Origin of the sequence: Reyranella sp. CPCC 100927 (assembly GCF_007859315.1) — a bacterium.
GTDB lineage: Bacteria > Pseudomonadota > Alphaproteobacteria > Reyranellales > Reyranellaceae > Vineibacter.
This window is the reverse complement of record NZ_VOHA01000011.1, coordinates 184,611-197,139: the sequence shown is the minus strand read 5'-3', so window position 1 is coordinate 197,139 and position 12,529 is coordinate 184,611. Positions and strand designations below refer to the sequence as shown.

The window sequence follows — 12,529 nt, the reverse complement described above, 5'->3', positions numbered from 1 at the left end:
CGACACTGTCCGAGCGCCGCAAAAGAGCCGCGTCGAACACGTTCGCAGCGCGCATGGTCGGCACGATGCCGTAGGTCGCGGTTCGCGTTTTGGCCTGCACGGGTGCATCGCGGACCCGGAGCCGGTGAGGCCCCGACAGGAGGTTGGCTTGGCGCGGAAGACGGTCTAAGAGCAAAGGTAAGAGATCAACCAAGTGGAGGTGACGTCATGACAAGACTGACCAGACGGAGACTGTTGGGGAATGCGGCCGCTGCCGGCGCGATCGCTGGCGCAGGCCCCTCGCTGGCACAGGCGGCCTACCCGAACCGGCCCGTGACGGTGATCTGCCCATGGGCCGCCGGCGGCGGCACGGATGCGACCGTGCGGATCATCGCTTCGTTGCTGGAGAAGGAATTCAAGCAGCCGTTCAACGTCGTCAACCGCACCGGCGGCTCGGGTGTCGTCGGTCATGCCGCCATCGCATCGGCGACGCCCGACGGCTACACGCTGGGCATGCTGACGGTCGAGATCGCCATGATGCACTGGCAGGGACTGACCGAACTGGCGCCCGGCAGCTACGCGCCGCTGGCGCTGATGAACGAGGATCCGCCGGGCATCCAGGTCAACGTCAACAGCCCCCACAAGACGATCAAGGATCTTGCCGACGCGATCAAGGCCAGCCCGGCCGGCAAGCTCAAGGCGTCGGGCACCGGTCAGGGTGGCATCTGGCATCTGGCGCTGATCGGCTGGCTGGTCGCGATGGGACTGAAGCCAAACCACGTGGCGTGGGTTCCGTCCAACGGCGCGGCGCCGGCGATGCAGGATCTCGCGGCGGGCGGACTGGACATCGTCACCTGCTCGGTGCCGGAAGCGCGCACCATGATCGAGGCCGGCAAGGCCAAGAGCCTGGCCATCATGGCGCCGGCCCGCAACCCGCAGTTCAAGGACGTACCGACGCTCAAGGAAGCGCTCGGCATCGACTACGCGACCGGCGCCTGGCGCGGCATCGCGGCACCCAAGGGCGTGCCGGCCGATATCGCGCAGAAGCTCACGGCGGCATTGAAGAAGGTGAACGAGTCGGCGGAGTTCCGCGACTTCATGGCCAACCGCGGCTTCGGCGTGAAGTGGGCCGACGCACCAGGCTTTGCCACGTTCATGGCCGACAGCGATGCCGCCATGGGCAAGGCAATGGACGCCGCCGGCCTGAAGAAGGCGTGATCGTCTTCACCTCTCCCGCTCGCGGGAGAGGTCGACGGGCGCGCAGCGCCCGGCGGGTGAGGGATTAAGGACAAGACGCCTCGCCCTTAGGCCCTCACCTTCCCATCGTGCTGCGCACGATGGGCCCCTTCCTCTCCCGCGAGCGGGAGAGGAGATGAGGCACTCCCAGCGGATTCCCGCATGCATCTCCCCGACAAAGTCTCCGGCCTGTTCCTCGTCGGCCTCGGCGTCGCGGCTGCCTATGGCGGCTCGCGGTTGCCGCCGGTGCCTGGGCAGCAGATCGGTCCCGACGTCTTCCCGATGGTGGTGGGGATTGGCCTTGCGATCTGCGGCGCCTTGATCGCGCTGGGTATCGGCCGCCACTTCGAGGAAGAGGCCGAGGCTGATCTCGCCGCGCACTCCGACCAACCGGCGCCCGGGGCGACGCGCAGCAAATGGGCGGTCGGCCTCAAGGTGCTGCTGCCGCCGGCGCTGCTGCTGTTCTATGTCGTCGCCGTCGACCGTCTCGGTTTCGTGCCGACCGGTGCCGTCATGGTGCTGGCCACGGCGCTGGCGCTGGGTGCGCGGCTGAAGCTTGCCCTACCGCTGGCGCTGATCGCGCCGGTCGGCGTGCACCTGGTCTTCTACAAGCTGCTGCGGGTGCCGTTGCCGGACGGCCTGCTGCCGATGCCCTGGTAAGGCGGGACAGGCGATCGATGGACACGCTCTACGAAGCCCTACGTCTGGTCTTCCAGCCCGACGTGATGCTGGCGATCCTCCTGGCGTCGATCTACGGCCTGGTGGTCGGCTCGCTGCCCGGCCTGTCGGCAACCATGGCGACGGCGTTGCTGGTGCCGATCACGTTCTATTTGTCGCCGATCGCCGCTGTCGCCACCATTATCGCGGCCTCGGCAATGGCGATCTTCTCGGGTGATATTCCGGGTTGCCTGCTGCGCATTCCGGGCACGCCGGCGTCGGCCGCCTACACCGACGAAGCCTATGCGATGACGCGCAAGGGCCAGCCCGAGCTGGCGCTGGGCATCTGCGTCTGGTTCAGCGCCATCGGCGGCATCATCGGCACCATATCGCTGATCGTGCTGGCGCCGCCGCTGGCCAACATGGCGCTGGAGTTCTCGACCTACGAGTATTTCTGGCTCGCCTTCCTCGGCCTGATGTGCTCGACCCTGGTGGCGCGCTCCTCGCCGGTCAAGGCCATCGCCAGCATGCTGATCGGGCTGCTGATCTCCTGCATCGGCATGGAGAATCCCGCCGGCACGCCGCGCTTCACCTTCGGCGCCACCGACCTGCTGGGCGGCATCGAGCCGATCCCGGCCCTGGTCGGCGTCTTCGCGCTCTCCGAGGTGATGCGTGCGATGACCACGGCCGAGCCCCCACGCCTGCCGCGCCGGCGCTTCGGCAGCATCCTCAAGGGCATGATCGCACTCACCCGGAAGTATCCCAAGCCGCAGGTGCGCGGCAACATCGTGGGCATCATCATCGGCGTGCTGCCGGGCGCCGGCGCCGACATGGCGGCGTGGGTCAGCTACGCGATGTCCAAGCGGCTCTCCAAGGAGCCGGAGAAATTCGGCACCGGCCATCCCGAAGGCCTGATCGAAGCCGGCGCCAGCAACAACGCCAGCCTGGCATCGGGCTGGGTGCCGTCGCTGCTGTTCGGCATCCCGGGCGACACCATCACGGCGATCGCCATCGGCGTACTGTTCATGAAGGGGCTGAACCCCGGCCCGACGCTCTTCACCGAGAAGGCGTCGAGCATGTACGCGCTCTATATCATCTTCATCATTGCCAACATCCTGATGATCCCGCTCGGCATCATCATGATCCGCATCGCGAGTTTCGTGCTGCGGGCGCCGCGATCGGCGATCATGCCGGTCATCGTGCTGCTGTGCGCCGTGGGCTCGTTCGCCACCGGCAACAACCTGTTCCTGGTCATCACGCTGGCGGCCTTCGGCGTCATCGGCTACGTGATGGAGCGCAACGGCTATCCCGTCGCCGCCCTGGTGCTGGGCATCATCATGGGCACCATGGTCGAGCAGAGCTTCGTTACCTCGCTGATCAAATCAGACGGCAGCATCTGGCCGTTCTTCAGCCGCCCGGTCGCCGCCATTCTGGCAGCGCTCACGTTCGCGGCGCTGCTGTGGCCGGCGTTCATCTGGGTGAACCAGCGCCGGCGACGCGCGGCAGCCTGATCGCCGCTGCCGGCCGTGCCGGGACAACGAGGTATCCAACACAAAGCACAACGTGCGGAATCGGGATAATCGGCGGATCACGCAGCGTGGCAGGATGCCGTTGCGACAGATCATGGAACGACGGTTGTCCGGTATTCTCGAAGTCCACCGCCTCGCGGTTCGATCGGCAAGCGTCGCCGGCGTCTAATGCGACGCCCAAGGGGAACCCGGCCGATGTCAAGTAGCGTCCTGCGACGGCATGTGTTGACCGCGCCACCGCCGCCGCGCGCCCGGCTCGCATCTCACAAGTATGACGACAACTCGCGCATCTTCGCCGTCGCGTTCGTGCGGTTCTTCCAGCAGATCTGTCGGTTGCAGATGGCGTTGTTCGACGGCGATATCAGCCTTGCCCTCGTGGCCGGCACGGTCGCCATCGCCAATGTCGAAACCAGGATGCGCGACCCGGCTTTCCGCCAGGTCTTCAGCCGTGTCGACACGGTGATCGACATCGATCAGCAGCGCGGTTGCAACGTCTTGTCGGTTGCCGAGTCGACCCTGCTGCCGCGCGAGACCGCACGGCGCAAGATGAACCGGCTGGTCGAGATGGGTATTCTGGTTCGCCGCGGGGTCGGCGACTATGTGATGCACCCCCACATTCTGCAAAGCGAACCGTTCCTCGCGTTGTTCCGCGCCTTGTCCCGCGAGACGCTGCGCTTGGCGAACGACTGTCTGGACACCGAGATTTTCGCGACCACTGGCGTCTGTCGGTCGTCGTCGCCGGCGTGACCGCCTGCGCGGGATCTCCAGAAGATAACGTCTGGTCACCTCTTCATATCGTTTGTGTCGGTGACCGTATTCAGTAAGAATGTTTTTACCTTATGTGTGCATTTTTTCTGGGATGTGCCGGTGGACCAGCGGCAGCGTGGCGGCTCGGGGCAGCAGGGTGAGGCTCTTCATGTGCGTCGGGTGGCGCTCAGGAAACCTGAGATCCTGGAGGCGGCATTTGCCCGGTTGGGCCTTGGATTCCAACGGCTGAGCCACCGGGAAGGCGAGAACTGGACCGCGTTCGCGCAGCTGGAGTCCCTGGGCTTTCAGGCCACGTCGACATTCGGGTCTGGCCGGGCGTGGGGTGTTGTGCCGGCCGGCAGCATGATCATGCAAGTCGATATGGGCTCGGAGGGGCCGCGCCGCATCTCGGGCCGGATGCTTGGCGCCGACGACATTGGTGTCGCCTTCGGTGGCAGCGAGTTCGATATCGTGACCGCCGAGCGGCATCGTGCGGTGCTGTTCAGCCTGCCGCAGGCCGCGGTGGCGACCGCCATGGCGCATCGCGCGCCGGCAACGGAGGGTCGGGTCGGCGCGCAACTGATCCTCACAGGCTGTTCCGCCGAGACCGTAAGGATACGCAGGCTCGCGAGTGCGGCATTCGGGTCGACGGATGGGCCGCTGCGCTTGCCGGCACCAGGCCATGCCTATGGCGACTTCGTCGACGCGCTGATCGGTGCGCTGCTGTTGCCGTGGGAACGGCAGGCAACCGCCAGGCTCGAGACCGCCCACTATCATCGCCTGCCGATCGTGCGGCGGGTCGAGGAATTCATGCGCTCCAATCTCGGCGAGCCGCTCATGCTGCGCGATCTCTGCAACGCCGCGCGCGCCAGCGAGCGCGCGGTCGAATACGCATTCCGTGACGTCTACGGCGTTGGCGCCAAGCAATACCTGAAGTTGCTGCGACTCAATCACGTGCGGCGCGACCTGATGACGGTGTCGCCGGAAGCGGCGAGCATCGCCGACATCGCGGGTAGCTACGGCTTCTGGCACATGGGCCACTTTTCCACGGCCTATCGTCGCCTGTTCGGCGAAACGCCAGGGCAGAGACGCGGCTATCGTTGATCCGGAAGGTGGGCCTGCCTCGGGAGGGACGTCCGCGGGGCGGTCGTCAGCGCGATTCCTTTTTCGGTCTTCGCATCATCTGCTCCCAGCGGCGCCTATAGGCGAAGGCCAAACGGACGTCACGACCGTCGGCGGCCATCAGCAGATCGTCGGCTGGCGCGTGGCGCCGCAGCAATTCCGCCTCGATCGCTGTGTGCGCCACCTGCATGCCGTCGGCCAGGATGTGCATGACCGCATGGCCGCGCGCGGCGAGGTGCCGTGAAACCAGCACCGTGCGGTGGCAGTCGAGCGGCGCCTTCTCGGCACACATCAGGGCCACCCGCCGCCCATCCCCTTCTGCCGCTACGCGGCCGAGGCCGGCCGTGAACGCCGGCGTTGCCGCCATCAGCTCGTAGTCGGCCACGCCGTCCGGTCGCAACGCCGGGTCCTGTGGCTTGCCGCCCAGCGCATCGCCCAGGAACACGTATCCCAGGCCGGCGGCGGCAAGCGCCGCCTCCAGCCGCTGGCGGCCGAACTGGGGGACGTAGCGCGATTGTGGAACCGAACGCACGTCCAGTACCGCTTCGATGCCGGCATCGCGCAACAGCGCGATGAACCGCTCGATCGGGTGGTTCGAGTGGCCGATGCTATAGATGGTCGCAGGCAGCACGGTTTTGTCCGTCATCAAGGCACGCTATGTCATCGGGCAGCCAGGCCACAACTGCCCCCTGAAAGCACGAGGTCCGTGTGCCCGATCCCGTATCCATCGATCCGCCCCCCGGGTTCGTCGCGCTGCCCGCGCGCGGCGGTTTCACCGAGCGCAACGGGCCGTGGTTCGAGAAAACGGAGGCTGACGGACGGGTGTTGCGCGGCCTGCACGTGCTGCCGCGGCATCTCAACGCGCTGGGCATCGTCCATGGCGGGCTGCTGACGGCGTTTATCGATGCGGCGCTGGGCGCCGCGGCGTGGCGTGCCTCGGGCCGGCGCTGCGTGACGCTGAGCCTGAATGTCGAGTTCCTGAGCCATGGCCGTCTTGGCGACTGGATCGAGGCCGAGGCGCACTGCGCCGGCTTCGATTCCCAGGTGGCGCATGTCAGCGGCCGTCTCTATGGTCGCCGCCATTCGATCATGACCGGACAGGGGCTGTTCGCGCTGCTGCGTCCCGGCCGCGCGCTGCAGGCCCTGCCGTCCGATCCCATGCTGACCGACGACGCGACGTCGCAGGACTGAGAGACATGAACGCACCGCTATCCACGCTCGAACTGAAGACGATTCCCAACGACCCGCCGCCCGACTTCAAGCTGATCGATTTCCAGCGCAAGAGCACGGTCATCAACTTCAACACCCATGTCGGGCCGCTCTACGCCAAGTTCGGCGAGAAGGGCACGCGCGATGAGTTCGTGATGGGCCTGCGTGTGCAGCCTTACATGTGCAATCCGGCCGGCACCCTGCACGGCGGCATGCTGATGACGGTGGCCGACCTGGTCGGCGGCATGGGCGCCACGACGTTGGCCGGCATCCGCGGCAAGTTCGTACCCACCGTCAGCATGACGTTCGACTTCGTGGCGCCGGCGCGCCAGGGCGACTGGGTCGAAGGCCGGCTGGAGCTGGTGCGCGCCACGCGCTCGCTGCTGTTCTCGCATATCTACCTCACCGTGGGTGACACCAAGGTCCTGCGCGCCAGCTGCATCGTGAAGGTGCCTTCGGGCGACGGCTGGCTGGCCGACCAGGGCCGCGCGGCCAAGGAACAGGAATAGGGAGATACGTCCATGAAGACCCGTGCGATCAATTCCCCGGACGTGCCGGCGCCCGCCGGCGGCTATGCGCAGGTCGTCGAGGCCACCGGCGTGCAGCGCATCGTGCATGTCAGCGGCCAGATACCGATGGCGCTGGACGGAACCGTGCCGTCCGATTTCGTCAGCCAGAGCCGGCAGGCATGGGCCAATGTGCAGGCCCAGCTGCGCGCCGCCGACATGACGTTGGACAACCTGGTGAAGGTGACGATCTTCCTGTCCGACCGCCGCTATGCGGCGGAAAACCGGCAGGTGCGCAACGAGGTTCTCGGCACGCGCACGCCGGCGCTCACGGTGATCATCACCGGCATCTTCGATGAGGCCTGGCTGTTGGAAATCGAAGCCGTCGCGATGGCGTGAGGTGTCGTCCTGAGCGCAGCGAAGGACCCTGCGGTGTTGGTCGAGAGCACGGGCGACGATGGTGATCACCGGTGCCGCCTGCGTTCGATCGAACCACCGCAGGGTCCTTCGCTGCGCTCAGGACGACCTACGCAGCCCGTCGTGAGGCACCCAGTTCTGGGTCGATCGCGCCGAACACCTTGACCAGCGCGCGGCGACCCTCCGGCGTCAGGGTGACGATGCGGCCACGCCGGCTGCGCACGGTCCAGCCCTTGCGGAAGAACAGATCGGCGATGGCGGCACCGAAGGCGCCGGCGATATGCGGGCGCCGCTCGCTCCAGTCGAGGCACTGGCGCGCGAACTGCCGGCGTCCGGCTGTCGCGGCGGCCCGGGCGGCATCGATGTCGATCCCGACCTGCCGGCAGAAATGCTCGCCATGCGACGTCACCCGCCAGTCCTTGCCTGGCGCCGGCTCGATGACGGCCTCGTGCGTCAGGGCATCGGTGACCGCCATGCCGACTTGGCCAGCGAGATGGTCGTAGCAGGTGCGGCAGAAGCGCAGGTCAGGATCGCGCCGCCAGGCGGCGCTGGCCGGTGCCGGCGGCGGTATGCTGGCGGCACCGTGCAGGCCGGCGGCGACGACACCGATGGCTTCGATGGCCTCGGCCACGGTCGGGCCGGCCAGGCGGTAGAAGCGGTTGCGGCCCACCGGGCGCACCTCCAGCAGGCCTGCCGCCACCAGCTTGGCAAGGTGGCCGCTGGCGGTCTGCGGCATGATGCGCGCCTCCAGCGCCAGTTCGCTGGCCGGCCGGGCGCGGCCATCCATCAGGGCGAGCAGCATGCCGGCGCGCGCCGGATCGCCGATCAGGGCCGCGACCTCGGCCAGGGCGTTCGTGGAAAGCATGATTCGGCCTCCATCGAATAATGCCGGCACTATAGCGCATGCCCGATCTCAGGCCATGCATCGACGATTCGGCCATGGCCGAAGCGAGCCGGCGGACGGACTCCGCGTGGTCGAACGGCGTGCTGTTGAAATCCGCAAATACGATATTGACCCGGCCCCTGGGGCTGCCCCGATAAGATCGTGGTCGGCGAACAACGAGGTGGTTCGTGAATCACGCAGCGCAATTCCTGAACGCTTCCGAAGCGGCCCAGCGGCTGGGCGTTTCCGCCAAGGCCCTGCGCCTCTACGAACAGCGCGGTCTGATCGTTCCGCTGCGCACCGCGGCGGGCTGGCGGGCCTATGGTCCCGGCGAAATGGCCAAGGCGGCCGACGTCGTGGCCTTGCGTGCGTTGGGCCTCAGCCTTGCCCAGGTCGCGCAGGTAGTGGGAGGGGATTCCCAGTGCCTGGAGGCAGCCCTTGCCGCGCACCAGGCGGTACTCGAAAGCCGCATTCACCAACTCGCTGGAACGGTCGAGAAGGTGCAGGGCCTTCGGGCCGATCTGACCCGCGGTGAGGCGCCGGAAGCGCGACAGCTGGCACATCTGCTGGGAACGACCGCGGAGCCTCGTGTGCGGTTCGATCTCCCCTGGCCATGGGGCGGTGAGCCGTTCGAGCTGCACGACATCCGGCCGATCAACTACATCATCGGTCCGCTGGGCAGCGGCAAGACGCGTCTGGCGCGCAAGATCGCCGAGACGCTGCCCGATGCCGCCTTCCTTGGCCTGGAACGATCGGCGGATGATGGCGCCGACGCTTTGGCGCGGCTGGCGGTTGATCCGGCGCTCAAGTCCAAGGTCGATCGCGCATTGGCGTGGCTGGTCGAGGACGGCGCCACCACATCGCCAGCCCTGATCGCGCTCTTGGCGGGGCTCGAAAGCGACGGGCCGGCCGTCCTGGTCGTCGACATGGTGGAGCAGGGGTTGGATCAGGCCACGCAGGAGGCGCTGATCGTCCACTTGCGCAACAGGGCCACGGGCGCGCGGCCGTTGTTCCTTCTCACACGCTCCAACGCCATTCTGGATCTGGCCACGGTCGGTGTCGACGAGACCATTATCCTCTGCCCCGCCAATCACAGCCCGCCCACATGTGTTGCGGCCTATCCGGGGGCACCAGGCTATGAAGCCGTTGCGACGTGCCTGGCCTCTCCCGACGTGCGGGCGCGGACCGAAGGGGTCATCGCGTGGCGCCCGCCAAGCAACGGCGGCTGACTGTCAGCAAGGCCATGGGCGCTACCGCCATTTCGGGTTGGAGATCGCGATCTTGTCGGTGATGGTGGCGCGCAGGTGCGCCATCAGGGCCGCATCGGTCTCGTCGCGCATTCCGTCGCGCAGTTGGCGCGCCAGCTCGGCATTGAGCTCGGCAAGCGATCCGTCACGGCCCAGCAGCACTTTCAGACGCTCCCGTTCCGCGGTGTCAGCGGTTGGTCCGCGCGTTGCCTCGCGCTCGAGGATGGCGAGAGAGTTGATGGCCACCTTGAGATGGAATTGGGTGCGGCCCTCGAGCTTGGGCAGCACGTCGCTGCCGAGGAACTCGCGAATGGCGCGCAGCAGCTCGGGGGCGTGTGGGCGATCCTGGGACATCTATGCCTCCGCCAGCAGCTGCAGCAGGTCGACCTCGGTTTCGGCGCAGCGTCGGCCGATCGACGCCAGCTCGACCGAGTGCTCGGCGCCCGACAGATGCTTCCAGGCCTGCGCCATGCAGATGATGCCCCAGCGCGCGGTACCGAAGATTTCCCACCAATAGGCTCGCGCCTTGTCGACCGGTGGCCCACCCGCGGCTTCATAGGCAGCATGCAATTCATCGCGCTGGCCGAAGCCGCCGGCCGGATTCTCGATGGCACCGAAGCGCCACGACTTGATGCACATCCAGCCCAGATCCTCCAGAGGATCGCCGGTGTGCGCGATCTCCCAGTCGAGGATCGCCGTCACGCCGTTTTCGTCGGCGAGGAAATTGCCGGTACGGAAGTCGCCGTGCACGAAGCACGGCGTCACGGCGGCGGCGGGCAGGCGGCGCTCGAGCCAGGTCAACGCCAGCTCGAACACCGGATGCGGCTCGCCGATGGTGTCGAGCACGTGGCGTTGCTGCGCGATCGCCTCGGCCGGCGTGGTCCGTCGCAGCTTGGGCAGTTCGCCCAGCGGTACAGCATGCAGGCGGGCGAGAATGCCGCCGAGTTGGGCGGTGATCCTGCCGCGGGCTGTGGCGTAGCGCGGCTCGCGCAGCAGCTCGCGCGCAATCGCTGTCCCCGGCACGTGCCGCATGACGAAACCGTCGCCCAGCCCATCGCTGGCATCGAGATGGAACAACGGCGTGGGCACCGGCACGCCGTGTCGATCGGCCACGCGCAGCAACGCAAACTCGACACCGCGGTCCAGTGCCAGCGATGACTCGCCGCCGCCGGTCGCTGTGTCGGTATTGCGGGGCGGATCGCGGCGCAGCACCAGGGCGAGCCGTTCCGCGCCGCTGGAGCGCTCGACGATGGCATCGAAACCCCAGGTCTGGCGCGACGCGCCGCCGGAGTGACGGAACAGGCCCTCGATGTGCACCGGTGCAGCGAAATGGCGGCCACAGGTGGTGGCCAGTCGCTGTGCCAGCATGGCCATGGCGTCCTGGGTTTCCGACACGCCATCCATCACGGCGCGTTCCTTTCATGAGTGATATGAATGACCATTCAGGTCATTCCAGCACGACGGGCGGCGGTATCCAAGTCTGTTCGCGCCGGCGTGCGCGCCGCCACCTGTGGCGATCCCGCGGGCACCGTGATATGGGACGCCTCCTTTGCGAGGGGAAGAGCGTGGCCGATAGCGGACCCTACAGTCTGACCGCCGTCGAGACGGTGGACCTGCTGAAGCGCAAGCAAGTCTCGCCGCTGGAACTGATCGATGCTGCCGAAGCGCGCATCGCAGCCGTCGATGGCGCCGTCAACGCCATGGTGGTCCGCACCTTCGATCGGGCCCGGCAGAGGGCGCGATCGCTGACGCTGCCTGATGCGCAGACGCCAGGCTGGCTGGGTGGCCTGCCGTTCGCGGTCAAGGACCTCAACGACGTCGAGGGCGTGCGCACCACGTTCGGATCGCCGATCTACAAGGAAAATATCTCGCAACGCAGCTGCCTGTTCGTCCAGCACATGGAGGCGATGGGCGGCCTGGTGATCGGCAAGAGCAATACGCCGGAGTTCGGCGCCGGCGCGCAGACCTTCAACGAGGTGTTCGGCATCACCCGCAATCCGTGGGACACGCGCATGACCTGCGCCGGCTCGTCGGGCGGCTCGGCCGTGGCGCTGGCCACCGGCCAGGCCTGGCTGGCGACGGGCTCCGATCTCGGCGGCTCGCTGCGCACGCCGGCCAGCTTCTGCGGCGTGGTGGGCTTCCGGCCGAGCCCTGGCCGCGTACCCTATGGCCCCGCGCTGCTGCCGCTGAACACGTATCCGGTCAATGGCCCGATGGGCCGTTGCGTGGCTGACGTGGCGTTGATGCTGGATGCGTCCGCCCGCCATCATCCGCTCGATCCGATATCCTACGACGCACCGGCGGTATCCTACGCACAGGCGGTGGCCAATCCGGTGAAGCCGGCGAAGGTCGCGTGGGGCGGCGGCTTCAACGGTGCCTGCCCGCTGGATCCCGAGATCGAGGACATTTGCCGCCAGGCGACATTGCGGTTCGCCGAGATCGGCACCGTCGTCGAAGACACGGCACCCGATGTCAGCGGTGCGCGCGAGGCGTTCCAGGTGTTTCGCGGCCATTACATGGCGGCATCGCATGGCGGGTTGCTGCAGTCGCAGCGCGACCTGCTGAAGCCCGAGGTGATCTGGAACATCGAGTACGGCCTGTCGCTCTCGGGCGAGGATGTCCGTCGTGCCACGCTGCTGCAGGGGCAGCTCTATGCCCGCTTCGCGGCGTTCATGGCCGGGGTCGACATCCTGGCCGTGCCGACCGCGCCGGTACCGCCGTTCCCGGTCGAGCAGCGCTATGTCGAGGCGATCAACGGCCAGAAGATGCCGAGCTATATCGACTGGGTGCTGATCACGTCGATCATCACCATGACCGGCCTGCCGTCGGTCTCGGTGCCAGCCGGCTTCACCAAGGGCGGCCTGCCTGTGGGCCTGCAACTGGTCGGCCGGCCGCGCGGCGAGGCGGCCTTGCTGGCGGCAGCGAAGCTGTTCGAGGACATGACCGGCCTGCACAAGAAGCTGCCGATCGATCCGGTCGTGCGGCATTGAGCGGAGG

General features: G+C 67.3%; 14 protein-coding genes. 10 read left to right on the top strand and 4 right to left on the bottom strand.

What is annotated here, in order from left to right; all coding sequences use genetic code 11:
- Positions 1-207: 207 nt before the first annotated feature.
- The 5 genes from FQU96_RS26275 (at position 208) to FQU96_RS26255 (ending at position 5,252) form a co-directional block, all read left to right on the top strand.
- On the top strand, positions 208-1,197 hold the full coding sequence (locus tag FQU96_RS26275; protein ID WP_146544320.1) for a tripartite tricarboxylate transporter substrate binding protein: 990 nt from the start codon (positions 208-210) through the stop codon (positions 1,195-1,197).
- A gap of 180 nt (positions 1,198-1,377) precedes the next feature.
- The gene (locus FQU96_RS26270; protein ID WP_146544319.1) at positions 1,378-1,875 is read left to right on the top strand and encodes a tripartite tricarboxylate transporter TctB family protein; all 498 of its coding nucleotides are present in this window, start codon (positions 1,378-1,380) and stop codon (positions 1,873-1,875) included.
- Positions 1,876-1,892: 17 nt separating this feature from the next.
- On the top strand, positions 1,893-3,383 hold the full coding sequence (locus FQU96_RS26265) for a tripartite tricarboxylate transporter permease (protein WP_146544318.1): 1,491 nt from the start codon (positions 1,893-1,895) through the stop codon (positions 3,381-3,383).
- Between the two features lie 213 nt (positions 3,384-3,596).
- Positions 3,597-4,148, top strand: a complete 552-nt coding sequence (locus FQU96_RS26260; RefSeq protein WP_146544317.1) for a hypothetical protein — start codon at positions 3,597-3,599, stop codon at positions 4,146-4,148.
- A 60-nt stretch (positions 4,149-4,208) separates the two neighbouring features.
- Entirely contained in the window at positions 4,209-5,252 is a 1,044-nt protein-coding gene (locus FQU96_RS26255; RefSeq protein ID WP_146544316.1) for a helix-turn-helix domain-containing protein, read from the top strand.
- A 46-nt stretch (positions 5,253-5,298) separates the two neighbouring features.
- Here FQU96_RS26255 and FQU96_RS26250 read toward each other — a convergent pair whose 3' ends face one another.
- A complete protein-coding gene (locus tag FQU96_RS26250; protein ID WP_146544315.1) occupies positions 5,299-5,916 on the bottom strand; it encodes a DUF488 family protein in 618 nt (205 codons plus the stop codon).
- A 62-nt stretch (positions 5,917-5,978) separates the two neighbouring features.
- Between FQU96_RS26250 and FQU96_RS26245 the strand changes: the two genes are divergently transcribed.
- The 3 genes from FQU96_RS26245 to FQU96_RS26235 are packed head-to-tail and all read left to right on the top strand — an operon-like array spanning position 5,979 to position 7,384.
- Positions 5,979-6,461, top strand: a complete 483-nt coding sequence (locus tag FQU96_RS26245; RefSeq protein ID WP_146544314.1) for a PaaI family thioesterase — start codon at positions 5,979-5,981, stop codon at positions 6,459-6,461.
- Between the two features lie 5 nt (positions 6,462-6,466).
- Positions 6,467-6,988, top strand: a complete 522-nt coding sequence (locus FQU96_RS26240; protein ID WP_146544313.1) for a PaaI family thioesterase — start codon at positions 6,467-6,469, stop codon at positions 6,986-6,988.
- A gap of 12 nt (positions 6,989-7,000) precedes the next feature.
- Positions 7,001-7,384 carry a RidA family protein gene (locus FQU96_RS26235; protein WP_146544312.1) on the top strand — a complete coding sequence of 128 codons (384 nt, stop codon included), beginning with the start codon at positions 7,001-7,003 and terminating at the stop codon, positions 7,382-7,384.
- A 127-nt stretch (positions 7,385-7,511) separates the two neighbouring features.
- Here FQU96_RS26235 and FQU96_RS26230 read toward each other — a convergent pair whose 3' ends face one another.
- Positions 7,512-8,267 (bottom strand): helix-turn-helix transcriptional regulator, encoded by a 756-nt coding sequence (locus FQU96_RS26230; protein ID WP_146544311.1) that lies wholly within the window; start codon positions 8,265-8,267, stop codon positions 7,512-7,514.
- Between the two features lie 206 nt (positions 8,268-8,473).
- Between FQU96_RS26230 and FQU96_RS26225 the strand changes: the two genes are divergently transcribed.
- Positions 8,474-9,514, top strand: coding sequence for a MerR family transcriptional regulator (locus tag FQU96_RS26225; RefSeq protein WP_146544310.1), 1,041 nt, complete (start codon positions 8,474-8,476; stop codon positions 9,512-9,514).
- 21 nt (positions 9,515-9,535) lie between these two features.
- On the opposite strand, the gene FQU96_RS26220 is transcribed toward FQU96_RS26225, so the two are convergent.
- Together FQU96_RS26220 and FQU96_RS26215 are read right to left on the bottom strand one after the other, a co-directional pair.
- Complete coding sequence (locus tag FQU96_RS26220; RefSeq protein WP_146544309.1) at positions 9,536-9,886, bottom strand: DUF6285 domain-containing protein; 351 nt, start codon at positions 9,884-9,886, stop codon at positions 9,536-9,538.
- A complete protein-coding gene (locus FQU96_RS26215; RefSeq protein WP_146544308.1) occupies positions 9,887-10,936 on the bottom strand; it encodes a phosphotransferase family protein in 1,050 nt (349 codons plus the stop codon).
- Between the two features lie 161 nt (positions 10,937-11,097).
- Here FQU96_RS26215 and FQU96_RS26210 point away from each other — a divergent pair, with 161 nt between their 5' ends.
- Positions 11,098-12,522 (top strand): amidase, encoded by a 1,425-nt coding sequence (locus tag FQU96_RS26210; RefSeq protein ID WP_255468557.1) that lies wholly within the window; start codon positions 11,098-11,100, stop codon positions 12,520-12,522.
- Positions 12,523-12,529 lie beyond the last annotated feature (7 nt).

Bases quoted from the DNA above. Each gene is read 5' to 3' on its own strand.
- FQU96_RS26235 (WP_146544312.1), top strand. From the start codon at position 7,001: ATGAAGACCCGTGCGATCAATTCCCCGGACGTGCCGGCGCCCGCCGGC.
- FQU96_RS26260 (WP_146544317.1), top strand. From the start codon at position 3,597: ATGTCAAGTAGCGTCCTGCGACGGCATGTGTTGACCGCGCCACCGCCG.
- FQU96_RS26240 (WP_146544313.1), top strand. From the start codon at position 6,467: ATGAACGCACCGCTATCCACGCTCGAACTGAAGACGATTCCCAACGAC.
- FQU96_RS26265 (WP_146544318.1), top strand. From the start codon at position 1,893: ATGGACACGCTCTACGAAGCCCTACGTCTGGTCTTCCAGCCCGACGTG.
- FQU96_RS26220 (WP_146544309.1), bottom strand. From the start codon at position 9,886: ATGTCCCAGGATCGCCCACACGCCCCCGAGCTGCTGCGCGCCATTCGC.
- FQU96_RS26270 (WP_146544319.1), top strand. From the start codon at position 1,378: ATGCATCTCCCCGACAAAGTCTCCGGCCTGTTCCTCGTCGGCCTCGGC.
- FQU96_RS26230 (WP_146544311.1), bottom strand. From the start codon at position 8,267: ATGCTTTCCACGAACGCCCTGGCCGAGGTCGCGGCCCTGATCGGCGAT.
- FQU96_RS26275 (WP_146544320.1), top strand. From the start codon at position 208: ATGACAAGACTGACCAGACGGAGACTGTTGGGGAATGCGGCCGCTGCC.
- FQU96_RS26250 (WP_146544315.1), bottom strand. From the start codon at position 5,916: ATGACGGACAAAACCGTGCTGCCTGCGACCATCTATAGCATCGGCCAC.
- FQU96_RS26215 (WP_146544308.1), bottom strand. From the start codon at position 10,936: ATGGATGGCGTGTCGGAAACCCAGGACGCCATGGCCATGCTGGCACAG.